Here is a 23,029-nt window from a genome sequence, read left to right on the forward strand (position 1 = left end):
CAGTCGTGTAAAATATTTTTGCCTTACACCAAGGAAGTGTTAATTTTCTATTAAATCATTCTGATTCCTAAATACAAGTTCCCCATCAAATTCATCAATTAATATGATGCTATCACTGCTTATTTTTCCGCTTAAAATTTCCTTTGAAAGATTGTTTAATACCTCTTTCTGAAGTACTCTTTTTACAGGTCTTGCACCGTATTGTGGGTCGTAGCCTACTTTAGCAAGATGACTGATGGCTTCTTCCGTTGCGTCGAGTGTAATATTTTGTTTCGCAACCATTTTGGTGATGCCTTTCAGTTGTAAACGAACAATATCTTTGATGTTGTCTGCAGTAAGCGGAGTAAACATTACAATGTCATCAATTCGGTTAATGAATTCAGGACGTACACTCTGTTTGAGCAATCCTAAAACTTCAACTTTAGCAGCTTCAGTTGCGCTTTCAATATCTTGCGTAGCTTCAAACTTCTCTTGAATAATATGGCTACCAATATTGCTGGTCATAATTATAATGGTATTCTTAAAATCTGCCAAACGCCCTTTGTTATCAGTAAGCCTACCTTCGTCCAACACTTGAAGCAAAATATTGAAAGTGTCCGGGTGTGCTTTTTCAATTTCATCCAAAAGAACTACCGAGTAAGGCCTCCTTCGAACAGCTTCGGTAAGCTGCCCGCCTTCATCATAGCCAACATACCCAGGAGGTGCACCCACTAATCTACTTACGGAATGCCTTTCTTGGTACTCGCTCATATCGATACGTGTCATCGCTGCTTCATCATCAAACAGATATTCGGCCAACGCTTTGGCAAGCTCTGTTTTACCTACTCCCGTTGTACCTAGGAAAAGAAAGGAACCTATCGGCCTGTTGGCATCTTGAAGTCCGGCACGGCTTCTACGAATCGCATCAGAAACCGATTGTATGGCTTCTTCTTGTCCTACAACCCTTCTGTGCAGTTCGTCTTCTAGCTTAAGTAATTTTTCACGCTCGCTTTGCAACATTTTTGTAACTGGAATGCCTGTCCATTTTGCAACCACTTCAGCAATATCGTCGTTGGTGACTTCTTCTTTTATCAAGCTTTTTCCAGAAGCCTGTTCCTCCTGAAGCTTTTTCTGAAGGGACTCCAGTTTTTCCTGCGACTCCTTTATTTTTCCGTAGCGTATTTCAGCAACTTTTCCATAATCACCATCCCTTTCAGCACGTTCTGCTTCCAATTTGTAGTTTTCAATATTCTCTTTTGTGGTTTGAATATCATCTACTACATCTTTTTCGCTTTTCCATTTGGCAAATACTTCATTTCTTTCCTCTTTAAGATTGGCCAAATCGGCATTAAGTGATTTTAGTTTACTCTCATCATTTTCGCGTTTAATGGCAGCAATTTCAATCTCCAATTGCATGATTTTACGGTCGAAAACATCCAATTCCTCCGGCTTAGAGTTAATCTCCATTCGAATTTTAGAGGCCGCTTCATCCATTAAATCAATAGCCTTATCCGGTAAAAAACGATTGGTAATATATCGTTGCGACAATTCTACCGCAGCGATAATCGCTTCATCTTTAATACGGACTTTATGATGGGTCTCGTACTTTTCTTTTATTCCTCGGAGTATAGAAATAGCACTTTCCGTATCGGGTTCGTCCACCAAAACTTTTTGGAATCTACGTTCCAGCGCTTTATCTTTTTCAAAATACTTTTGATATTCGTCTAAAGTAGTCGCTCCAATGGCACGAAGTTCCCCTCTGGCTAATGCTGGTTTTAAAATGTTGGCGGCATCCATAGCACCTTGTCCACCACCAGCACCCACCAAAGTGTGGATTTCGTCTATAAAAAGAACGATGTTTCCATCAGAAGTTGTTACTTCTTTTATAACCGCTTTCAATCGCTCTTCAAACTCACCTTTGTATTTAGCGCCGGCAATTAAAGCTCCCATATCCAACGAAAAAATTTGTTTTTCTTTTAGGTTTTCGGGAACATCGCCTTGAACAATTCTATGTGCCAAACCTTCTGCAATAGCAGTTTTACCAACACCTGGCTCCCCAACCAGCATTGGGTTGTTTTTGGTTCTTCGGGAGAGGATTTGGAGTACACGACGTATTTCTTCATCACGGCCAATAACAGGGTCTAATTTTCCATCATTGGCTAGCTGATTAAGATTTTTTGCGTATTTATTTAAAGAATTATAAGTGTCTTCTGCACTTGCAGACGTTACTCTGTCTCCTTTACGTAACTCTTCAATGGCACTTTTAAGTCCTTTTTCGGTTACGCCTTGGTCTTTAAGAATTTGGGCAATTTTACTGTTGGATTTAAAAATGGCCAATATTAAATGTTCTACTGAAACAAATTCATCATTCATCTTTTTCGCGATGATGCTTGCTTCATTAAGCGCTTTTCCGGCTTCCCGTGAAAGCATAAGTTCGCCACCTTCTACTTTAGAAAAACTGTTTAAGGTGCTGTCCAACACTTGCTTGAGTAGGGTAACATTTACATTCAATTTCTTCAGAAGAAAAGGCAACACATTTTCATCAACCTCAAATAAGGCTTTAAAAATATGCTCGTTTTCAATTTGTTGATGTCCATATCCTTGCGCAATTTGCTGCGCTTGTTGTATGGCTTCTTGAGATTTTATGGTAAAATTATTTAAGTTCATTATATTTAAGTTTTATTATCGACATTTGTATAGCAATTAATATTCCGATTTAAAAAACTGTCTTTTTGACATTTATTTTTGAAAATCGAATGACTTTTTGACGGATTGTTTTGCAATCACAATTAATTTTCACATCTATAATTTATGAATTTTTTTAAATCATTCTTTGGCGAAAATCAAGAAAAAAATAACAAATCCCTGGCGTGGAATCCTCTAACCGAAGTTTCTCAGTTTGATACCATTGAAGAGGAATCTAAATCGAAATGTGTGATTGTCTTTAAACATAGCACGCGTTGTGGTATAAGTAGGTTTGCGTTGAGTAATTTTGAAAGTGCATATTCAATTTCTGAAGAAGATGCTAAACTTTATTTTCTTGATATTTTGAGCAACAGGGATGTTTCCAATTCTTTTTCAGCTCGGTTCGATGTAATACATGAGAGTCCGCAACTCATCATCATTAAAAATAGAAAGGCTGTTTATAACGAATCCCACGGACAGATAGACGCGGAGAAAATAGCGGAGTTTATTTGAGATATTTGGATGATAAAACTAATTAGAACCGATGCTTCTCACCTAGATTTTCAGCATTTGGTTAAGCATTTAGATGTGTATTTGGCAAAAATGGATGGCGATGCTCATGCATTTTACGACCAATTCAATAAAATAGAAAACCTGACGGAGGTTGTTTTGTGCTATAAAAATGAAAAACCGGTTGCTTGCGGAGCATTCAAAAGTTTTGATAAGGATACCGCTGAAATTAAACGAATGTACGTCGACCCAAACTCTAGGGGCGAAGGCGTAGCATCTGCCATTTTAAAAGAGTTGGAGAAATGGGCTGTTGAGTTGGGATTTAAAACGGTAATACTTGAAACAGGAAGCAAATATGAAGATGCCATTGCGCTGTATTTAAAAAACGGATATAAGAAATTCCCAAATTATGGGCAATATCAAGGAAGCGATTTGAGTGTTTGCTTTAATAAAGTTTTATAAAAGTAAAAGCCCCTTTTCTACTAGAAAAAGGGGCTTGTTTTTTATCTTAAAAACTTATTTTTTGTTCTTTTTAGGATTGAACGGAGGCAATAGTTTGTTGGAAACTTCACCAAAACCAATTCTTACCTTATCGTTTTTGCAATAACCGCGCATGGTTACCGTATCTCCATCATTTATAAACTTACGTTCGCTGCCGTCTTTCATTTTAATTGGCTTTTCGCCTTTCCATGTCAACTCCAACATAGACCCATATGAGTCTGGCGTAGGCCCGGAAATGGTTCCGCTTCCCATCATGTCACCGCTAATTACGTTGCAGCCATTAATGGTGTGGTGCGCCAATTGTTGCGACATGTTCCAATACATGTATTTGAAGTTGCTTTTTGTTACCGTAACAGGTTCTCCGTTTTCAGGAGTAATAGCAACTTCTAGATTTATGTCATAACTTTTCTTTCCTTTAAAATGAAGGTAGGGAAGTGGTTCAGGCTCTTGCTTAGGGCCCTCAACTTTAAAAGGTTGCAAAGCGTCCAGCGTTACAATCCATGGAGAAATGGAAGATGCAAAGTTCTTCGCTAAAAATGGACCTAGCGGAACATATTCCCACTTTTGAATATCCCGAGCACTCCAATCGTTAAACAGGACCATCCCAAAAATGTAATCTTCAGCTTCTTCAACAGGAATAGGTTCTCCAAGGTGGTTCGCATCGGTAGTAATAAAAGCCATCTCCAATTCAAAATCTACTAATTTTGAAGGGCCAAAAACAGGTTCTTTGGCATCGGCTGGCATGGTTTGCCCTTTTGGTCTTCTTATAGGAATTCCGCTAGGAACAATAGAAGAGCTTCTTCCGTGGTAACCAACAGGTATGTGCAACCAGTTTGGCAGCAAAGCATTATCGGGGTCCCTAAACATGGTACCTACGTTTGTGGCATGTTCTTTACTACTGTAAAAATCAGTATAATCTCCAATCTGTACCGGCAATTGCATTTCAATTTCATCTAACGAAAACAACACGATTTTGCAATGTTCCTCATGGTTTTTTAAGGTTTCATTGTTAGCATCAAAAATCTCTGCAATCCGGTTTCTAACAAGTCGCCACGTTTTTTTTCCGTCGGAAATAAAGTCGTTTAATGTGTCCTGAAGAAAGATGTCGTCTGTAAGCGGAATCCCATCAAAATATCCTAATTGATGCAAAGCACCAAGGTCGATGGCGGTATCGCCAATTCGAGTCCCGATGGTGATAACATCATCACGGGTTAAAAAAACACCAAAAGGAATGTTTTGTATGGGGAAATCAGAATCTGGGCTTACCGGGAGCCAAGACTTTCTATTTGGATTGTTTGCTGTATCAGACATGACAATTTTGTTAATTATTGTTTGATAAATTAGGATTTAAAGGTATTAATTTCTACCAATTTACCGAATCTATTTTATATTTTTGACCATTCTTTAACGAAATACTCCCAAATGAAACATTCTTAGTTAATTCTAAGTTGTAAAAGGGAATGATTTTACGGATGTTCCACCTGCCTGCCGTCAAGGGAGGTGTAAAACTTGAAAAGACAATTAAAAAGAGACACATGAAAAGAGACGAACAGATTTTTGATCTTATAGCGGCTGAAAAGAAACGCCAACTAGAAGGGATTGAGCTTATTGCTTCAGAAAATTTTGTAAGCGAACAGGTAATGGAAGCTGCAGGTTCTGTACTAACCAATAAATACGCCGAAGGATACCCAGGTAAACGATATTATGGTGGTTGTGAAGTTGTGGACGAAGTAGAAACCATCGCTATTGAGCGCGCAAAAGAACTTTTTGGTGCAGTTTATGCCAATGTGCAACCGCATAGTGGTTCGCAGGCAAATACAGCTGTTTTCGCTGCCTGCTTAAAGCCAGGTGATAAAATTCTAGGTTTCGACCTTTCTCATGGTGGACACCTTACCCATGGGTCTCCAGTAAACTTTTCTGGAAAATTATACAATCCTGTTTTTTATGGGGTGGAAAAAGAAACAGGACGATTAAACTATGATAAAATAGCGGAAGTTGCCAAAAAGGAACAACCAAAATTAATTATCGCCGGTGCATCGGCTTATTCAAGGGATATCGATTTTAAAAAGTTTCGGGAAATTGCCGATAGCGTTAATGCTATATTGTTGGCAGATATTTCCCACCCAGCTGGTTTAATTGCCAAAGGTGTGTTGAGTGACCCAATTCCACATTGCCATATCGTAACTACTACAACCCATAAAACGTTGCGTGGACCTAGAGGTGGACTAATACTGATGGGTGAGGATTTTGAAAATCCGTTTGGATTAAAATTGAAGAATGGAAATTTAAAAATGATGTCTTCGCTGTTGGATAGTGCTGTATTCCCAGGGAACCAAGGAGGGCCACTGGAGCATATTATTGCTGCTAAGGCAATTGCTTTTGGCGAAGCTTTAAGCGAAGAATTCTTGCATTACATAGTTCAGGTTAAGAAAAATGCCGCTGCCATGGCGAAAGCGTTTGTTGAAAAAGGTTATAATATTATTTCTGAAGGAACGGATAACCACATGATGTTAATCGACCTTAGAAATAAGGATATTTCTGGAAAAGAAGGGGAAGAGGCTTTAGGGAAAGCTAACATTACCGTTAATAAAAACATGGTTCCTTTTGATGATAAGAGTCCGTTTGTAACTAGCGGAATCCGAATAGGAACGGCTGCAATAACCACTCGTGGATTGGTAGAAGAAGACATGGAAGCGGTTGTAAATCTTATTGATGAAGTTTTAATGAACCGTGAAGATGATACCAAAATAGAGGCTGCCAAAAATCACGTGTATCGATTAATGGCGCACAGACCTTTGTTTAAGAGTTAATTAAATATATTTTTATATAGTAGAAGGGCTCTAATCTTTTGGTTAGGGCCTTTTTACTTTATTTGTATTCCTGTTGTTGTAAAAGAAAGGCCTTGTTGACCAGCAGTAGAAATCATCACAGCCTCAAAATGAGGTGATGGAGTTCCTTTTTTAGTAACCCAGTTGAAAATAAAATTCCCGCCCGGTCCACCTTGGTTATCTTCACTTGCAATTACAATCTCCAAAGTTTCCAGCGGTGCCATAAAAATAGGTTTTTTCATATAAGACCTAATTTGTTTACCGTTTTCATTGTAATAGTTCGCTTTAGTGATAAAGATGGTGTCTGTTTCACTAATGTTCCGCATACTTACGGTAGTGGTTAGATTTTGTTTTGCATCTTGGGTGTAACTGTAGATTTGGGAATAAACCGATAAATACGTTTTCCCCTCTTTCAAAGAGTCCTTGCTGGAAATAGTTGTTTGTCTTTGTTCCCAATTTATTTTAGGATTGTTTCCTGCTTCAGAAGTATTACCATCTTCACAGGAGAATAGTGATAGTGTCAAAAATACGGTAATTGTGTATTTGTATACAAGTAAGTTCTTCATGGAATCGAAAAAAAATAAATATACTAAAATTTGAATTGAGAAGATAAAGAATCCGAATTGCAGCACAATAAAATGTCATCAACAAAATATTTTCAAAATATGACTAGATTGATAATTACGGACTAAAAATGGTAGAATATTGTTATTTATCTAAATTTATATTCATAATTTAATGATTTTAACCAAACTACACCCTAAATGATAACCACTACCAATCATTTATTTCAAAAAATATTTACGTTATTCTTACTACTAAATTCTTTTGTTTTACTTGCTCAGCATGCAGATCCATCTACAGAGAGCATTACCTTGGAAAACCCAATTAGCATTTCTTATTTGAAAAAGAAATTACCTAAAAGCGGCCCAAAACTTATTTTAAATGAAAAAATTGCTCGGAAGTTAAGGAGGGAATTAAAGACAGATCCGGTTGTTCAAAATATGTATGAAGCTATAAAGCTTAATGCGGAACAAATTCAGAAGAAACCATTATTGAAAAGAGAAATGGTTGGCAGAAGATTATTGGCAACTTCAAGGGAGATGCTATATAGAATGAATGTACTGGGTATGGTTTATTTCATTGAAAAAGATCCTGAAGTTTTGAAGAGAATAGATGCCGAATTGATAGCCGTTTGCCAATTTCCCGATTGGAACCCTTCCCATTTCTTGGATGTAGGTGAAATGGCCTTGGCGGTATCTATTGGCTTAGATTGGACTGTAGGTAATTTGCCGAAAGAAACGCAGGCAATAGCAAAAACTGCATTAATCGAAAAAGGATTAACTCCAAGCTTTCCCCAAGGAAACCAACATTGGTGGGTGACTGCCGAAATGAATTGGAATCAAGTTTGTCATGGAGGTGTGACAGCCGCAGCCATTATGATCGCTGATGTAAATCCAGAATTGGCTGCCAAAACCCTGCACAGAAGCTTGCAATACATACCGCAAGGGCTCATGGCGTATGCTCCCGATGGTGCCTATCCAGAAGGACCAACGTATTGGGATTATGGATCGATGTATACGGTAATAACAATTGCTATGCTAGAAAGTACTTTTGGTACTGATTTTGGCATTTCTAAGGCACCAGGATTTTTGGAAAGTGCAGATTACAGAGTTCTTTCTGCGTCGCCAACTGACCGTTTTTACAATTATGCCGATAGTAAAGAAATTCGCCCCAAAAATGGCGATATAACTTTAGCTTGGTTTGCTTCAAAAACAGGTAATAATGTATATCTCGAAAAAGAACGATTTTTGATTCCTATTTCTGAAATGGAACCGCTCGATAGACATGCTGGTATAGGGTTAGTATGGTTGTCTCAGTTCAATCAAAAAAGTGATCATAACGTTCCCTTAGCTTGGAGAGGAGATGGTTCTAATCCAGTGGTTTTTATTAGAGGCGGGGAGGAAGATCCTGCCGGGTATTATTTAGGTTGCAAAGGAGGAAAAGGAACCAATAATCATGGAAATATGGATGCTGGTTCTTTTATTTTTGAATTGAACGGAATTCGCTGGTCGGTAGATCTTGGTATTCAGAGTTATAATAGTATAGAAAAAACTGGATTTAATTTATGGGACGACTGTCAGGATTGCCCGCGATGGACGTTGATTTCAAAAAATAATTTTGGACATAGTACCTTGAGCGTTAACAACGAATTACATAAGGTGGACGGACAAGCATTTTTTACGGAATTTCAGCAGAAACCCTTTCCAAAAGCTACATTGGACATGTCTGCAACCTTTGACGGTCTTTTGAAGAGTGCGTCCAGAACCTTTATTAAAGATTCACCTTCCTCTTTAATTATTGAAGACACTGTTGTTAAAAATGACTCAACTGAGTTAATAACTTGGCAAATGATGACTACGGCAGAAGTAGAAATTACCCAGGGTGGAGCTTTGCTCAAAAAAGATGGTGAACTGTTAAAACTGGAAAATCTCTCACATCCTAAAATTTCGGTTTCAATTGTGCAATTAGACCCGCCACCTTTAGAAATGGATAAGAAAGTGGAAAATTTAAAAAGGATTGAGTTGCGAATCCCAGTCTATCTACTAACGGAGGGAAACAATACAATAAAGGTTCGGTTGTCTGATGGAAAATAGACACAAGCTTATTCTAAAGTTAAGCTTGCTTTTTGCTCATTAACTCAGCTGCTTTTCCGCGCCAATCGTCTCTTTTTATTCTTCCCGGGAAAAACTCTATCAGTTCTGTAATGGTTTCAATATCTTTGTCAGTGAGACGGCTAATTTGTTCGTATTTGAAAATACCGATGCTATTCAATTTCTTTTCAATAAAGCTGCCAATGCCATCAATTTTTTTCAAATCATCTTTAGCATCTTCCGAAGCAATTCCGATACTGGAAAAGTCTAATTTAGGAGTTGCATTGCTTTTTGTGATAACACCCAATTTTAAATCGGTTTCCAGCGCCATGCCGCTTCTTCCTCGTGTTTGAACAGCTTTTATGGTGTTGTCTTCCGTAAAAGAAATATTATTATTTTGAACATGATTGGCCAGTCGGCTTTTTTCAACCTGAATTTTCTCTATTTCACTTTGATATTTATGATTTTTTAGAGCCCTACCAATAAGTAAACCTAAAATGAAGGCTATAATGGCAATGGCCGGAATAAAATAAGGAGAGTCAACTGCTTCAATCATTATCAGGGGGTGCTAGGTAGTTGGTTATAAGTTTAATAGTTCACTAATTTATAAAATAGGGATAAAGTTTTCAATAAAAGCGATGCAAAATTTTGAAAGAAACCAGCTAAAAATCATAATTGCATTAAAAGTAAAGCGCAAAAAAATCCCCGAAAGCAGATGCTCACGGGGATCATAAAATTAAATCAGGTTTAATTTTTAGTTAGTTACTCTTTTTCAATTCATCTCTAACTTCCAAATAGAATTCGTTAAAATCAGGATGTAAATGAACCAACGTATAATCTTGTCCATTGGATTTTGTAGTTACTTTTAATCGGTTTCCTTTCACTTCGTACTCCTCTTCAAAAAGTTTTGCAACTGAAGAAGCCCTAAGTGCATTGATTCCCCAATCGCCTCCGCCGGTTTCAACAGAAACACTTAAGGTTTCATACTTTTTTAAAGTAGCAGCAATTCTATTGATGAAATCCTTCGCATTTTCTTCAACTACGGAATTTCCCTCTTTAGAACCGAATAAATATGGATTGTCCATTTTTACAATAATAGAGCCTTTTTCAACTCCAACTTGTGCATTTTCGCCTAAAGTTCTTTTAAAATCAGTCAAAACTGCAAAGGCAATTGAATCTTGGGAGCTAAAATTATCTCGAATACCTTTAATTTGATTTTCTTTTTTTCTAAGTGCCTCCAAAGTTCTGCTAATGCTGTTGGATTGTTGTTTAGAAGTTGATAGGAAGTTATTCATATTGTCTAGAAGCCCCTGGTTTGTTTCCTTCAATGAATTTACTTGAGCATCAAGACTTGCAATTCTATTTTGGGCAACAGTAAGTTCACCTTCTGTTTTTTTGCAATCTTTTAAGCGCTCGTTCAATTGCGAAACTTCTTCTTTAAGTTCTTTTCTACTTTGTGCACTAATAGGGGAAGCAATACCTAGCATAACTAAAGCTAGTATGAAAGTAATAATTCTCATGGTCATTAAATATTTAATAGGTGTATTAAAACGGAGCACAAGATATTATTTTTTTCAGAATTAGAGATGGTAAGCACAAAATCCTTTAAAATTTTATTGGGTATAAAACGGTATCGTTTTAAATTTAACTTTTATACTTTAAAACGATAGATTTTATACTTTTTAATGAAAAAACTAAAATATAATTTGCATTTAATTTTTTAAATCAGTTAAATTTGTGGAAGAATAAAAAAACAATGACAATTTTTACATCACATCATCACCATTTTCATGCATTCGCTCAGGCGAGGTGATATTGTTATGTGTGATTTTAACATAATAAAAACCCGTTTGAGTATTCAAACGGGTTTTTTTATGCTCTGTTTTAAATGAAAACAAAAATTGAGAAAGATATTTTTAGAAAGATATGGAAGAAAGAAAAATAAAAATTGCGATTCAAAAATCGGGAAGACTTAACGAAGATTCATTGAAAATTCTTAATGATTGCGGAATTTCCATCGATAACGGAAGAGATCAATTAAAAGCCTCTGCACGTAATTTTCCATTGGAAGTTATGTATTTAAGAAACGGCGATATACCTCAATACTTAAGGGATGGAGTGGTAGACTTGGCTATTGTAGGTGAAAATCTGCTTATAGAAAAAGGGAAGGACCTTCAAATAATAGAAAAATTAAGGTTTTCCAAATGTCGTGTTTCTTTGGCGGTTCCCAAGGGAAGCAGTTTTAAGTCCGTTAAAGATTTAGAAGGAAAAAAAATTGCAACTTCTTATCCTAATACCGTAAACGAGTTTCTTCAGCGGGAAAAAATAAATGCCGAATTACATATTATCAATGGTTCTGTTGAAATTGCTCCAAATATTGGGTTGGCAGATGCTATTGTTGATATTGTTTCCAGTGGAAGTACGCTTTTTAAAAACAACTTAAAGGAAGCCGTAACTATTTTAAGAAGTGAAGCAGTTTTGGTGGCACCACCGCAAATCGATGAAGCTATTAGACCTATTGTAGAAAAACTTAAATTTAGGATTCAGTCGGTCTTAAAAGCGCGAGATTCTAAATATGTCTTGCTGAACGCACCGAACGATAAAATTGATAAAATTATTGAGTTGTTACCGGGAATGCGTAGTCCAACTGTACTCCCGTTGGCGGAAGAAGGTTGGAGCTCTATTCATACGGTTATCAACAAAGATCGTTTTTGGGAGATTATAGATGAATTAAAAGCTATTGGAGCAGAAGGAATTTTAGTTTGTCCGATTGAAAAAATGGTTATTTAAGTTCTTTTAAAAGTCTACTCCGTGTAACTTGATTTGGCAGTTTGCCGATATTTTATCTGAAGGTAAAGTCAGGCGGGCAGCGAAATTATTTAATTAAGAAATTATGCAGAAAATATATAATCCAGAACAAGAAACGTGGGCCGAACTTTTAAAAAGGCCAACCAAAACCGTTGAAGATATAGAGGAAACGGTTAATGAGGTGTTTAATGAAGTTAAAACCAAAGGCGACAATGCCGTTAAAAAATACACCAGTTTGTTTGATGGGGTATCATTGGACAACAATTTGGTTTCTTCAGAAGAAATTGAAGAGGCTACTAAAAAGGTTTCAGAAGCATTGAAAGAAGCAATTTCCATCGCAAAAGAGAATATTGCTAAATTTCACAAAGCCCAAAAAACAGATAAAGTTTCTGTAGAGACGACCAACGGAGTATCCTGCTGGCAAGAAAAAAGGCCCATTGAAAAAATCGGACTTTATATTCCTGGGGGAACGGCACCATTGTTTTCTACCATTTTAATGCTGGCCGTACCTGCCCAGATTGCAGGATGTAAAGAAGTTGTTTTATGTACACCTCCAGACAAAAAAGGAAAGGTAAATCCGGCTATTTTATATGCTGCAGTTTTGTGTGGAGTAGATAAGATTTATAAAGTAGGAGGAATCCAAGCCATTGCAGCAATGACTTTTGGCACGGAAACCATTCCTAAAGTGTATAAAATATTTGGACCTGGGAATCAGTTTGTAACGGTTGCCAAGCAACTGGCTACCCGTTTTAATGTTGCTATCGATATGCCAGCCGGACCTTCAGAACTGTTGGTAGTGGCAGATGAAACTGCTAATGCAGCTTATGTCGCTTCCGATTTATTGTCGCAAGCGGAACACGGAACCGATAGTCAGGTTATCTTGGTTTCCACTTCGCAGGATTTCTTGGAAGATGTTACTACTGAAATCAATGGGCAAATCAAAGATCTGCCTAGAGCTGCAATTGCTGAAAAGGCTATTGAAAATTCACGTTTTATTTACTTGGATAGCGATGAAAAAGCATTGAATTTAATCAATGAATACGGTCCGGAACACTTCATTGTGGTTACTGCAAGCGAAGATTTTTATGTGAAGGGTGTAACGAATGCAGGTTCTGTTTTTATTGGTGATTATACGCCGGAAAGTGCGGGGGATTATGCTTCTGGAACTAATCACACACTTCCGACAAATGGCTATGCCAAACAATACAGCGGAGTGAATTTAGACAGCTTTATGAAGAGCATGACTTTTCAGAAAATTTCAAAGGAAGGAATCAAAAATATCGGTCCGGCTATTGAGTTGATGGCGGATGCAGAAGGATTGGGAGCGCACAGGAATGCTGTTTCGCTTCGTTTAAAAGATATAAAATAGCAATGGTTACAAGTTTCAATATATACACGCTAGTGCGGGAAAACGTTCAAAGAATGAAACCGTACTCTTCTGCAAGAGATGAATTTAAGGATTTTAAAAAAGACATGGTATTTTTGGATGCCAACGAAAACCCCTTCAACAATGGTGTAAATCGGTATCCAGATCCGCAGCAATATTCACTAAAAGAACTTTTGGCAAAACAAAAGGGAGTAGAGGTTTCTCAGATTTTACTGGGAAATGGCAGTGATGAGGTGTTGGATTTGCTTTTTAGGGCTTTCTGTGAACCTAAAAAAGAAAATATAATAACTTTGCCGCCTACGTATGGAATGTATAAAGTTTTGGCAGAAACCAACGCCGTTCAAAATAATGAAGTGTTGCTTACAGATGAATTTGAGCCCAATGTCGACAAGATTTTGAACACGATAGATGAAAATTCTAAACTTTTGTTTCTCTGTTCTCCAAACAATCCCACAGGAAATTCGTTTAAAGTTGAAAACATAAAAAAACTGTTGGAAAATTTTAACGGACTTGTAGTAATTGATGAAGCTTACATCGATTTTTCCAATGAAGAGAGCTGGGTTGGGCAATTGCGTAATTATCCTAATTTGGTGGTCACCCAAACATTGTCTAAGGCATATGGAATGGCGGGAATTCGTTTGGGTATTTGTTATGCTTCGGAAGAAATTATTTCCGTTTTAAACAAGATTAAACCGCCGTATAATGTAAATGAACTAACCCAGCAACGTGCGTTGGAACGTGTAGCAAATGAAGATTTTGTGAAAAACGAAATCAATCAAATTTTAAAGGAGCGAACTGTTTTATGTGATTCGTTGCGTGAAGTTAGTTTTGTTGAAAAGATATATGCTTCAGATGCAAATTTTATACTAGCAAAAGTGGATGATGCCAACAAACGATACAAAGAGTTATTGGATAAGGGTGTTGTGGTAAGAAACCGTTCTACACAACCACTTTGCGAAAATACACTTAGATTCACCATTGGAACACCTGAAGAAAACCAAAAATTGATAGCAGCTTTAAAGGAATTGTAATGACAAAAAAAGTACTTTTTATAGACAGGGACGGGACGCTTATAAAGGAACCAGCAGATGAACAGATTGACTCGTTCGAGAAATTGGATTTTTATCCGCAGGCCTTTACGTACATGCGTAAAATTGCCGAAGAATTAGACTATGAATTGGTTATGGTAACCAATCAAGACGGTTTAGGTACGGAAGTGTATCCAGAAGACACTTTTTGGCCAGTCCATGACTTTATAATGCGATCTTTTGAAAATGAAGGCGTTGTTTTTAACGAAGTTTTTATCGACCGTACATTCGCAAAGGATAATGCACCCACAAGAAAACCGAATACAGGATTGCTGACAAAATACTTTTCTGATGAGTACGATTTAAAAAGTTCTTTTGTAATCGGTGATCGATTAACGGATATTGAATTGGCAAAAAACCTCGATGCCAAAGGTATTTTTATAAATGATGAAAGTTATTTAGGCGCCAATGAAATATCTGTAAAGAGAACCGATTTAGATTCGTGTATCGCTTTGGAAACGGCTAGTTGGAAAGCAATTTATGAGTTTTTAAAATTGGAAAATCGCACGGCGGAAATAAAAAGAAAAACCAACGAAACCGACATTTACATTAAACTGAATCTTGACGGTACAGGTAAGAGTGAAATCAGTACAGGTTTGCCATTTTTCGACCATATGTTGGATCAAATTTCCAGACATGGACAAATGGATTTAACCATACAAGTTAATGGAGATTTAGAAGTAGATGAACACCATACCATTGAAGACACAGCAATTGCTCTTGGAGAAGTTTTCAGTAAAGCGTTGGGTGATAAACTGGGAATTGAACGCTATGGTTTTTGTTTGCCAATGGACGATTGTTTGGCGCAAGTGGCTATTGATTTTGGCGGAAGAAATTGGCTGGTGTGGGACGCAAAATTTAAAAGGGAAATGATAGGACAGATGCCTACCGAGATGTTTTATCATTTCTTTAAATCGTTTACGGACGGAGCAAAAGCCAATATAAATATTAAAGCTGAAGGCGTAAATGAACACCATAAAATTGAAGCTATTTTTAAAGCATTTGCGAAAGCAATTAAGGTAGCAGTGAAAAGAGACTCAGAAAAAATGATTTTACCGTCCACTAAAGGAATGCTTTAGGTGAGAAATGTAAATTACTGGTAATCATTTTGATAAAATTTAATTCAGAAAATAAGTTATTAGTGATTTTTAACTGAAAAGTTCTAATTCCTAATACACAATTTGTAAATAGTGAATATAACAATAATAGATTACGGAGCGGGAAATATACAAAGCATAAAGTTTGCTTTTCAGCGGATTGGAATTGACCCTCAGTTGACGGATGACCCAGAAATTATTAAGAAAGCAGAGAGGGTAATTTTTCCCGGCGTTGGGGAAGCGAGCAGTGCCATGCGAAAATTAAAAGCAACTGGTTTGGATACCCTTATACCAAAACTTACGCAACCCGTTTTGGGAATTTGTTTGGGCATGCAGCTAATGTGTAATAAATCCGAAGAGGGAAATACAAAAGGTTTGGGTATTTTCGATGTGGACGTTAAACGCTTCAGTAATAAGGTGAAAGTTCCACAGATTGGTTGGAATCAAATTTCAAACTTAAAAACAGATTTGTTCGAGGGTATTTCCGAAGAAGAATACATGTACTTGGTGCACAGCTATTATGCGCCACTTTGTGCGGAAACCATTGCCACATCGCATTACGAATTGGATTATTCATCGGCATTGCGAAAAAATAACTTTTATGGAACGCAATTCCATCCTGAAAAAAGTAGTTTAGCAGGACAAAAGGTTTTAGAGAATTTTTTAAAGTTAAAAGTACAAGGGTAGAAGTACGAAGTTGTAAAAACATCTAAATGAGCCAGAATAATTTACTGGATAGGACAAAAAAATTTGCAATTGATTGTTGGAATTTTTGTTTTAAAATCCCAAAATCTAGAGAATACAATGCGTTTGTAAATCAGTTAATACGAAGTTCAAGTTCTGTGGGAGCCAATTACAGAGCATCGCAGAGAGCCAAATCTACTGCTGATTTTATCAATAAACTAAAAATAACCGAAGAAGAAATTGATGAAAGCATTTATTGGTTAGAAATATTCGAAGCCATTTCGTCTGATAACACTTCAGAAATAAAAACATTAAAAAAGGAAGGTAAAGAGCTTTTAGCTATAATAGTAGCTTCAATTAATACTTCCAGAAAAAATATGAAAAAAAAATCGTTTTAAAGTTTTACGAGCGAAGTTAAACGTTCAGTGTATTCTTAACTTCTAACTTCTAACTTCTAACTTCTAACCTCGTACTTTTAATTTCTAACTTCTAACTTAATAAAATGAGAATTATCCCAGCGATAGATATAATTGACGGAAAGTGTGTTCGGCTTTCCAAAGGTGATTACAACACCAAAAAAGTGTACAACGAGCATCCACTGGAAGTGGCAAAGGAATTTGAAGCTCATGGAATTGAGTATTTACATTTGGTCGATTTAGATGGAGCCAAAAGCAAGCATATCGTAAATTACAAAGTGTTGGAGGCAATCGCTTCTAAAACAAGTTTGAAAATTGATTTTGGTGGCGGATTGAAATCGGATGAAGATTTGAAAATTGCTTTTGAAAGTGGCGCGAAACAAATTACTGGAGGAAGTATTGCGGTAAAAGAACCAACAGTTTTTGAGAGTTGGATTGAAAAATACGGTAGTGAAAAAATAATTTTGGGTGCCGATGCCAACAATGAAAAAGTAGCTGTTTCCGGTTGGTTGGAAGAATCAGAGGAAGAATTACTTCCCTTTATTGCCAAATACCTTCAAAAAGGAATAGAATACGTAATTTGTACAGATATAAGCAAGGACGGTATGTTGCAAGGTCCTTCATTCGAACTTTACCAAAAGATTATAGAAAATTCAGAAAATATAAAACTGATTGCTTCAGGGGGGATTTCAACTTTTGATGAACTTCCGAAACTGGCAGAAATTGGCTGCGAAGGCACCATTATTGGGAAAGCAATTTACGAAGGTCGCATCAGCTTAAAACAATTGGAACAATTTATCCTCGGAAATTCTTAAATTAAGAATGTTTTGAGGATACTTTAAATATGAAATTATGGAAGTAAAAGACAGTAATGGGAATGTTCTAAATGATGGAGATTCTGTTCATTTAACCAAAGATTTAAAGGTTAAGGGGATGTCTAAGACCCTAAAACGAGGAAATGTTATCAAGAATATCCGTTTAACGGGTAGTCCTGAAGAAGTAGAATGTAGGGTTGGCAAGAGTACTATCGTTTTAAAAACCCAATTTTTAAAGAAAAGTTAGATGCTTACAAAGAGAATTATTCCTTGTTTAGATATTAAAAACGGCCGAACGGTTAAGGGAGTCAATTTTGTTGATTTAAGGGATGCCGGTGACCCAGTGGAGTTGGCAAAGATTTATGCTGAAAACGGTGCGGATGAATTAGTGTTCTTAGATATTTCTGCTACCGAAGAACGTAGAAAAACATTGATAGATTTGGTGTTGCGTGTTGCAGAACAGGTGAATATACCTTTTACTGTTGGTGGTGGAATTTCTTCCGTTGAGGATGTAGATCTTTTGTTGAAATCGGGAGCAGATAAAGTGTCGATTAATTCTTCCGCAGTTAAAAATCCGCAACTAATTAATGATTTATCAGCAAAGTTTGGGAGTCAGTGTGTGGTTGTAGCGATTGATGCCAAACAGATAAACGGGCAATGGAAAGTGCATTTGGTAGGCGGTAAAGTGCCAACAGAACTGGATTTATTCGATTGGGCTAAGGAAGTTGAACAGCGTGGAGCAGGAGAAATTCTATTCACCTCCATGGATAATGACGGTACTAAAGATGGTTTTGCAAACGAAGCTTTGGCTCGATTGTCTACAGAATTGAATATTCCCATAATAGCATCTGGCGGTGCAGGTAAGATCAATCATTTTACGGATACATTTAAAGATGGAAAGGCAGATGCAGCTTTGGCAGCTAGTGTTTTTCATTTTAAAGAAATAGAAATCAACGATTTAAAAAAGGAATTAAGAGATAATGGTATAGCTGTTCGTATTCCCTCGTAAATGCGGACCTAGTTGGGACGAACCTATGTGTTCGTCCGCATAAAGCCAGATTCATATCCACCATTCCATAACTATCAAAAAAACAAATAATGCAATTAAATATAGATTTCAATAAAAACAATGATGGGCTTGTCCCGGCGGTCATTCAAGATGAAAAGACGAAAAGTGTCTTGATGTTGGGATATATGAATGAAGAAGCCTACCAAAAAACCATTGAAACCAAAAAGGTTACTTTTTTCAGCAGAACAAAGCAACGACTTTGGACAAAAGGGGAAGAAAGTGGAAACTTTTTAGCACTAAAGGAAATAAAATTAGATTGTGATAACGACACCCTATTGGTGTATGTTAATCCGGTGGGGTCCACGTGTCACAAAGGTGATGATACCTGTTGGGCGGAAGAAAATGAAGCCAAATTTGGCTTTTTAAGCGAATTGGAAACCATAATTAAAAGCAGAAAAGAAAATGCGGAAGATGAGAAAAGCTATGTAGCCTCATTGTTTCGAAGCGGGATAAATAAAATAGCACAAAAAGTAGGTGAGGAGGCTGTTGAAACGGTTATTGAAGCAAAAGATGACAATGCTGATTTGTTTTTAAATGAAAGCGCCGACCTGCTTTTTCACTACCTAATTTTGCTACAAGCCAAAGGTTACACTTTGAAAGATATTGTAAAAGTACTTGAAGAAAGGCATTAATATCATTTTCTTTTTTCAATAAATCTCAAATAGGAACTGGTATAAGTTTATTATTTTTAAAGAATAACGTTTTGTATTCATGAAGAAAGCCAAGCTAAACTTAAAGAAAGTAATTCCGAAGCCATTTAAATCACTGAAGAAAATAGGGAAAGCTCCCGGTACGGTTACGTATATGGGTTTGCGGCAAGACGGTGTTAATAAAGTTGCTGTTACCGATTATGCTGATGATTTTTACCAAGCCGGAGTACTTGAAAAGGTAGAAGATGCTTTGAAATTTAGGGATACCGATACGGTTTCTTGGATAAACGTGCAAGGGCTGAGCAATGAGGCTGAAATTGAAAAACTAGGAAAGTACTACCAAATAAATCCGCTTGTTCTTGAAGATTTGGTTAACACCAATCAGCGACCGAAGATTGATGAATACGACGATTACATTTTCTGCGTGCTGAAAATGCTTTATCTAGATGATTCTTTAAAACTAGTTACCGAACACGTTGCTTTAATTCTTACCGAACATGCAGTATTGCTTTTCCAAGAAGTAGAGGACGATGTTTTTACAGGGGTTAGGGAAAGGTTGGCAAATAAATACGGCCGAATACGAACCCGAGGAGCTGATTATCTTTTCTTTGCTTTGACAGATGCTATTGTGGATCAATATTTCGTGATATTGGAGGATTTGGCGAATCAAATAGAATTGTTGGAAGAGCAGGTTTATAACGATCCAGAGCCGGAGATTGCTAATAGAATACAGGCTTTGCGAAAACAAGTGATGTCTATAAGAAAAAGCATTGTTCCAGTACGGGAAATTACCAATCGACTGGTTAAAACAGATCACCGATTATTTCAACCAGAAACCAAGTTATTTTTAAGTGATATTCACGACCACAGTATTCAAATACACGAAACTTTGGAGATGTTGCGGGAGATGAGTATGAGTCTCATGGAAATGTACATGAGTAACGTAAGTAATAAAATGAACGAAGTGATGAAGGTTCTTACCATCATGGCAAGTATTTTCATTCCGCTTACTTTTATTGCCGGTATTTACGGAATGAACTTTCAATATATGCCGGAACTCGACAACCGCTATGCCTATTTTATCGTTTTGGGTATTATGTTCGTAATTCTGGTCGGGATGCTTATATTTTTTAAACGGAAGAAGTGGCTTTAGAGAGTGAAAAAGTTAAAAGTTAAAAGTGAAAAATGAAAAGTGGATTGTGAATAGTTAATGGTTAAAAGTGAATAGTGCAAAGTGAACAGTCAGTTCCCACTACTCAAATTACCCTTTAATAATAAAATTAGACATCATAATTAATGCGGCTAGTACCAACCCCATGCCGATAAGTTTTTCCAATGTGTCGTTTTTCATTTTCAGGTTTAATTGCTGTCCGATTACGGCTCCAATTGCAAATCCTAAGATGATGGGCCAAGCTTTAGATAAATCTATGTGTCCGAGCATATAATGGGTAAAAGAACCCGTAGTGCTGGTAATTACAATCATGAACAAAGCTGTGGCTGTCGCTATTTTTGCAGGCATTTTAAATACTTTCAGCATGATAGGGGTTTTTAGGAAACCACCACCAATTCCAAAAAGTCCGGCAAGGGTACCCGCCAGCAACCCAAAAAACATAACCATCCAAAGGCTAAACCGGTAAGCTACATGATTTTTGAAATTCTTTATGATGTATCTTGGTGGATAAGTATTCAGGGTATAGAAAAATCCTCTTTTGCGCCTCCGTTTGCCTTTTTTGCCTCTCTTCAGAAAAAAAGAAACACCCAAAAACAAAACAAGCACCGCAAACAAAACCTCCAAGCGTTCTGCGGAAATATAAGAAAGCAATAAACTCCCAACAACTACACCCAAAATAGTGGGTATTTCCAGTAATATTCCCATTCTAAAATCCACAAAGCCCTCCCTTCGGTTTAAATAGGTAGAAATGAGCGAGGAGGGAATTAAAGAGAGCATGACCGATCCCACGGCTGTTGCCAATGGAAAATTAAAGATGGTAATAAGAATGGGAACCATAAAAATACCCCCGCCAAAACCAACTACAGAGCCAAACATGCTTATAGTGATACTAATGAGGATTAAAATAATGGTAATGATAACGGCCGTATCCATAGTTGAAATATTCGGTAATATTACAAATTTAGAATATTTCTTTTGTAAGAAAATCTATTCGGTAAATAGGGTAGTGCTAATCAAATAAATCAGAGGAAAGATAACGATCACCTCGATCACAAATAATCACTACGATAACACCTTTATCGATGGTTTCTGCTAACTTCAAAGCAGCTGACACCGCACCACCACTGCTCATACCAGAGAACACGCCTTCTTTTTTGGCAAGTTCTTTAGCCATTGCTCGCGCTTCGGTTTCACTTACTTCAATAACTTGATCTACTTTTTTCGGATCGAAAATTTTAGGCAGGTATTCTTCTGGCCATTTTCTAATCCCTGGTATTCTAGATTCGTCTGTGGGTTGAACGCCAACAATCTGTATTTTATGGTTCTTTTCCTTTAAAAATGTTGAAGTCCCCATGATAGTTCCCGTGGTGCCCATAGAGGATACAAAATGAGTGATTTTTCCATCGGTATCACGCCAAATTTCGGGTCCGGTTGTTTTGTAATGCGCTTTCCAATTATCATCATTTCCAAATTGGTTCAGCATTACATACCCTTCATTTTTCACTTTATTTTCTGCATAATCCCTTGCGCCTTCAATACCAACATCAGCCGGGGTAAGGGTAAGTTTTGCACCGTAGGCACGCATGGTTTGTATACGTTCTTTAGTGGAATTTTCTGGCATTACCAATTCCAAATCCAAATGAAATAAACCGGCAATCATTGCTAAAGCTATTCCTGTATTACCACTGGTAGCCTCAATTAGTTTTGTTTTTTCAGAAATATCGCCTCTCTCCAAAGCGCTCTTGATCATATTATATGCTGGACGATCCTTAACGCTTCCTCCAGGATTATTTCCTTCCAATTTAAAGAGTAAGGTTACGTTTGGTTTGTTCAGTAAAACTTTGGAGGTAACTAAAGGGGTATTTCCAATTTGGTCTAGTATAGATGTACTATTCATGAGTAGTAGTCTTTATTTTAATATCTGGGGTGTGAGACACCACCGAGTTTGCGGGAATGGACTTTGTTAACCAAACATTTCCACCAATAATACTGTTTTCGCCAATAATGGTATCCCCACCCAAGATGGTAGCATTGGCATAAATGGTTACGTTATTTTCTATGGTTGGGTGCCTCTTGGTATTTTTAAGGGTTTTAGCCACATAAAGTGCGCCCAAAGTAACTCCTTGATATATTCTTACCTGATCTTTTATAACGGCGGTTTCACCAATAACAATACCCGTGGCATGATCTATAAAGAAAGATTTGCCAATCTTTGCGCCTGGGTTAATATCAACCCCCGTAAGTCGGTGCGCATATTCTGTCATAAGCCTTGGAACCAAAGGAAAACCAACTTGGTAAAGCTCATGCGCCAATCTATAAATCGCGATGGCATAGAATCCGGGATAGCATAAATATACCTCTTCCTGAGAGAGGGCTGCGGGATCATCTTCTACAAAAGCCAGTGCATCCAAGTTTAACAGCTCTAAAATATGTGGTAACTTGGCAGTGTAATTTTCCCACACTTTTACGCAAGGTTTTTCTACATCCCAGCATGCTAGTTCTACCAATTCTTCAAAAGTAGTTTCCAGCTGTTTCATGTTTTCTGCCACTGGGGTTTCAGCATCAAAAAGGGTGTAGAAAAGTAAATCAGTAAACTTTTCTGCCGTTTCTTTTAACCTGAATTTTAAATTGGGCTGTTGCTTGTGTTTTATAATGCTCTCAACAATAGAATTTCCCATTACGTTTTC

At 37.1% G+C, this 23,029-nt stretch carries 23 protein-coding genes; 15 read left to right on the forward strand and 8 right to left on the reverse strand.

The features are described from left to right. Positions 1 to 39: 39 nt before the first annotated feature. A complete protein-coding gene (clpB, locus tag NDQ75_RS08080) occupies positions 40 to 2,646 on the reverse strand; it encodes an ATP-dependent chaperone ClpB (RefSeq protein WP_202026967.1) in 2,607 nt (868 codons plus the stop codon). Between the two features lie 144 nt (positions 2,647 to 2,790). On the opposite strand from clpB, the gene ytxJ reads away from it, so the two are divergent. Beyond that, complete coding sequence (ytxJ, locus tag NDQ75_RS08085) at positions 2,791 to 3,177, forward strand: bacillithiol system redox-active protein YtxJ (RefSeq protein ID WP_202026968.1); 387 nt, start codon at positions 2,791 to 2,793, stop codon at positions 3,175 to 3,177. Between the two features lie 9 nt (positions 3,178 to 3,186). Beyond that, positions 3,187 to 3,636 carry a GNAT family N-acetyltransferase gene (locus NDQ75_RS08090; RefSeq protein WP_202026969.1) on the forward strand — a complete coding sequence of 150 codons (450 nt, stop codon included), beginning with the start codon at positions 3,187 to 3,189 and terminating at the stop codon, positions 3,634 to 3,636. 54 nt (positions 3,637 to 3,690) lie between these two features. Here the strand turns inward: NDQ75_RS08090 and fahA are convergent, their stop codons facing one another. Further along, on the reverse strand, positions 3,691 to 4,986 hold the full coding sequence (gene fahA / locus NDQ75_RS08095; RefSeq protein ID WP_202026970.1) for a fumarylacetoacetase: 1,296 nt from the start codon (positions 4,984 to 4,986) through the stop codon (positions 3,691 to 3,693). Between the two features lie 224 nt (positions 4,987 to 5,210). Here fahA and glyA point away from each other — a divergent pair, with 224 nt between their 5' ends. Continuing rightward, positions 5,211 to 6,485, forward strand: coding sequence for a serine hydroxymethyltransferase (gene glyA, locus NDQ75_RS08100; RefSeq protein WP_202026971.1), 1,275 nt, complete (start codon positions 5,211 to 5,213; stop codon positions 6,483 to 6,485). Positions 6,486 to 6,538: 53 nt separating this feature from the next. Here the strand turns inward: glyA and NDQ75_RS08105 are convergent, their stop codons facing one another. Then, positions 6,539 to 7,069, reverse strand: a complete 531-nt coding sequence (locus tag NDQ75_RS08105) for a DUF3124 domain-containing protein (RefSeq protein ID WP_202026972.1) — start codon at positions 7,067 to 7,069, stop codon at positions 6,539 to 6,541. Positions 7,070 to 7,267: 198 nt separating this feature from the next. Between NDQ75_RS08105 and NDQ75_RS08110 the strand changes: the two genes are divergently transcribed. Then, a complete protein-coding gene (locus tag NDQ75_RS08110) occupies positions 7,268 to 9,160 on the forward strand; it encodes a heparinase II/III domain-containing protein (protein ID WP_202026973.1) in 1,893 nt (630 codons plus the stop codon). Between the two features lie 19 nt (positions 9,161 to 9,179). Here the strand turns inward: NDQ75_RS08110 and NDQ75_RS08115 are convergent, their stop codons facing one another. Further along, the gene (locus tag NDQ75_RS08115) at positions 9,180 to 9,713 is read right to left on the reverse strand and encodes a hypothetical protein (protein ID WP_202026974.1); all 534 of its coding nucleotides are present in this window, start codon (positions 9,711 to 9,713) and stop codon (positions 9,180 to 9,182) included. Between the two features lie 202 nt (positions 9,714 to 9,915). Then, positions 9,916 to 10,677: a conserved oligomeric Golgi complex subunit 6 gene (locus NDQ75_RS08120; protein WP_202026975.1), complete on the reverse strand. Its 762-nt coding sequence runs from the start codon at positions 10,675 to 10,677 to the stop codon at positions 9,916 to 9,918. Positions 10,678 to 11,083: 406 nt separating this feature from the next. Here NDQ75_RS08120 and hisG point away from each other — a divergent pair, with 406 nt between their 5' ends. From hisG to corA, 11 genes are all read left to right on the forward strand, one after another. Beyond that, positions 11,084 to 11,947 (forward strand): ATP phosphoribosyltransferase, encoded by an 864-nt coding sequence (gene hisG / locus NDQ75_RS08125; RefSeq protein WP_202026976.1) that lies wholly within the window; start codon positions 11,084 to 11,086, stop codon positions 11,945 to 11,947. A 103-nt stretch (positions 11,948 to 12,050) separates the two neighbouring features. After that, a complete protein-coding gene (hisD, locus tag NDQ75_RS08130; protein WP_202026977.1) occupies positions 12,051 to 13,334 on the forward strand; it encodes a histidinol dehydrogenase in 1,284 nt (427 codons plus the stop codon). A 2-nt stretch (positions 13,335 to 13,336) separates the two neighbouring features. Further along, the gene (gene hisC / locus NDQ75_RS08135; RefSeq protein ID WP_202026978.1) at positions 13,337 to 14,383 is read left to right on the forward strand and encodes a histidinol-phosphate transaminase; all 1,047 of its coding nucleotides are present in this window, start codon (positions 13,337 to 13,339) and stop codon (positions 14,381 to 14,383) included. Further along, the gene (hisB, locus tag NDQ75_RS08140; protein WP_202026979.1) at positions 14,383 to 15,519 is read left to right on the forward strand and encodes a bifunctional histidinol-phosphatase/imidazoleglycerol-phosphate dehydratase HisB; all 1,137 of its coding nucleotides are present in this window, start codon (positions 14,383 to 14,385) and stop codon (positions 15,517 to 15,519) included. The genes hisC and hisB overlap by 1 nt, the downstream gene beginning before the upstream one ends. Before the next feature lie 111 nt (positions 15,520 to 15,630). Continuing rightward, a complete protein-coding gene (gene hisH / locus NDQ75_RS08145; RefSeq protein ID WP_202026980.1) occupies positions 15,631 to 16,224 on the forward strand; it encodes an imidazole glycerol phosphate synthase subunit HisH in 594 nt (197 codons plus the stop codon). 26 nt (positions 16,225 to 16,250) lie between these two features. Beyond that, positions 16,251 to 16,619 (forward strand): four helix bundle protein, encoded by a 369-nt coding sequence (locus NDQ75_RS08150; RefSeq protein ID WP_202026981.1) that lies wholly within the window; start codon positions 16,251 to 16,253, stop codon positions 16,617 to 16,619. 104 nt (positions 16,620 to 16,723) lie between these two features. Then, the gene (gene hisA / locus NDQ75_RS08155; protein ID WP_202026982.1) at positions 16,724 to 17,452 is read left to right on the forward strand and encodes a 1-(5-phosphoribosyl)-5-[(5-phosphoribosylamino)methylideneamino]imidazole-4-carboxamide isomerase; all 729 of its coding nucleotides are present in this window, start codon (positions 16,724 to 16,726) and stop codon (positions 17,450 to 17,452) included. Positions 17,453 to 17,489: 37 nt separating this feature from the next. After that, entirely contained in the window at positions 17,490 to 17,699 is a 210-nt protein-coding gene (locus NDQ75_RS08160) for an alkylphosphonate utilization protein (RefSeq protein ID WP_202026983.1), read from the forward strand. Then, entirely contained in the window at positions 17,700 to 18,461 is a 762-nt protein-coding gene (hisF, locus tag NDQ75_RS08165; protein WP_202026984.1) for an imidazole glycerol phosphate synthase subunit HisF, read from the forward strand. Positions 18,462 to 18,550: 89 nt separating this feature from the next. After that, entirely contained in the window at positions 18,551 to 19,153 is a 603-nt protein-coding gene (gene hisIE, locus NDQ75_RS08170) for a bifunctional phosphoribosyl-AMP cyclohydrolase/phosphoribosyl-ATP diphosphatase HisIE (protein ID WP_202026985.1), read from the forward strand. 79 nt (positions 19,154 to 19,232) lie between these two features. Continuing rightward, a complete protein-coding gene (corA, locus tag NDQ75_RS08175; RefSeq protein ID WP_202026986.1) occupies positions 19,233 to 20,324 on the forward strand; it encodes a magnesium/cobalt transporter CorA in 1,092 nt (363 codons plus the stop codon). Between the two features lie 108 nt (positions 20,325 to 20,432). On the opposite strand, the gene NDQ75_RS08180 is transcribed toward corA, so the two are convergent. The 3 genes from NDQ75_RS08180 to epsC form a co-directional block, all read right to left on the reverse strand. Beyond that, a complete protein-coding gene (locus NDQ75_RS08180; RefSeq protein WP_202026987.1) occupies positions 20,433 to 21,275 on the reverse strand; it encodes a sulfite exporter TauE/SafE family protein in 843 nt (280 codons plus the stop codon). Positions 21,276 to 21,351: 76 nt separating this feature from the next. After that, positions 21,352 to 22,239 (reverse strand): cysteine synthase CysM, encoded by an 888-nt coding sequence (cysM, locus tag NDQ75_RS08185; protein ID WP_202026988.1) that lies wholly within the window; start codon positions 22,237 to 22,239, stop codon positions 21,352 to 21,354. Next, positions 22,232 to 23,020 (reverse strand): serine O-acetyltransferase EpsC, encoded by a 789-nt coding sequence (gene epsC, locus NDQ75_RS08190; RefSeq protein WP_202026989.1) that lies wholly within the window; start codon positions 23,018 to 23,020, stop codon positions 22,232 to 22,234. The genes cysM and epsC overlap by 8 nt, the downstream gene beginning before the upstream one ends. Between the last annotated feature and the right edge of the window lie 9 nt (positions 23,021 to 23,029).

This window comes from Galbibacter mesophilus (assembly GCF_023721415.1).
Classification (GTDB): domain Bacteria; phylum Bacteroidota; class Bacteroidia; order Flavobacteriales; family Flavobacteriaceae; genus Galbibacter; species Galbibacter mesophilus.

Bases quoted from the DNA above. Each gene is read 5' to 3' on its own strand.
- clpB (WP_202026967.1), bottom strand. From the start codon at position 2,646: ATGAACTTAAATAATTTTACCATAAAATCTCAAGAAGCCATACAACAA.
- ytxJ (WP_202026968.1), top strand. From the start codon at position 2,791: ATGAATTTTTTTAAATCATTCTTTGGCGAAAATCAAGAAAAAAATAAC.
- NDQ75_RS08090 (WP_202026969.1), top strand. From the start codon at position 3,187: ATGATAAAACTAATTAGAACCGATGCTTCTCACCTAGATTTTCAGCAT.
- fahA (WP_202026970.1), bottom strand. From the start codon at position 4,986: ATGTCTGATACAGCAAACAATCCAAATAGAAAGTCTTGGCTCCCGGTA.
- glyA (WP_202026971.1), top strand. From the start codon at position 5,211: ATGAAAAGAGACGAACAGATTTTTGATCTTATAGCGGCTGAAAAGAAA.
- NDQ75_RS08105 (WP_202026972.1), bottom strand. From the start codon at position 7,069: ATGAAGAACTTACTTGTATACAAATACACAATTACCGTATTTTTGACA.
- NDQ75_RS08110 (WP_202026973.1), top strand. From the start codon at position 7,268: ATGATAACCACTACCAATCATTTATTTCAAAAAATATTTACGTTATTC.
- NDQ75_RS08115 (WP_202026974.1), bottom strand. From the start codon at position 9,713: ATGATTGAAGCAGTTGACTCTCCTTATTTTATTCCGGCCATTGCCATT.
- NDQ75_RS08120 (WP_202026975.1), bottom strand. From the start codon at position 10,677: ATGAGAATTATTACTTTCATACTAGCTTTAGTTATGCTAGGTATTGCT.
- hisG (WP_202026976.1), top strand. From the start codon at position 11,084: ATGGAAGAAAGAAAAATAAAAATTGCGATTCAAAAATCGGGAAGACTT.
- hisD (WP_202026977.1), top strand. From the start codon at position 12,051: ATGCAGAAAATATATAATCCAGAACAAGAAACGTGGGCCGAACTTTTA.
- hisC (WP_202026978.1), top strand. From the start codon at position 13,337: ATGGTTACAAGTTTCAATATATACACGCTAGTGCGGGAAAACGTTCAA.
- hisB (WP_202026979.1), top strand. From the start codon at position 14,383: ATGACAAAAAAAGTACTTTTTATAGACAGGGACGGGACGCTTATAAAG.
- NDQ75_RS08150 (WP_202026981.1), top strand. From the start codon at position 16,251: ATGAGCCAGAATAATTTACTGGATAGGACAAAAAAATTTGCAATTGAT.
- hisA (WP_202026982.1), top strand. From the start codon at position 16,724: ATGAGAATTATCCCAGCGATAGATATAATTGACGGAAAGTGTGTTCGG.
- NDQ75_RS08160 (WP_202026983.1), top strand. From the start codon at position 17,490: ATGGAAGTAAAAGACAGTAATGGGAATGTTCTAAATGATGGAGATTCT.
- hisF (WP_202026984.1), top strand. From the start codon at position 17,700: ATGCTTACAAAGAGAATTATTCCTTGTTTAGATATTAAAAACGGCCGA.
- hisIE (WP_202026985.1), top strand. From the start codon at position 18,551: ATGCAATTAAATATAGATTTCAATAAAAACAATGATGGGCTTGTCCCG.
- corA (WP_202026986.1), top strand. From the start codon at position 19,233: ATGAAGAAAGCCAAGCTAAACTTAAAGAAAGTAATTCCGAAGCCATTT.
- NDQ75_RS08180 (WP_202026987.1), bottom strand. From the start codon at position 21,275: ATGGATACGGCCGTTATCATTACCATTATTTTAATCCTCATTAGTATC.
- cysM (WP_202026988.1), bottom strand. From the start codon at position 22,239: ATGAATAGTACATCTATACTAGACCAAATTGGAAATACCCCTTTAGTT.
- epsC (WP_202026989.1), bottom strand. From the start codon at position 23,020: ATGGGAAATTCTATTGTTGAGAGCATTATAAAACACAAGCAACAGCCC.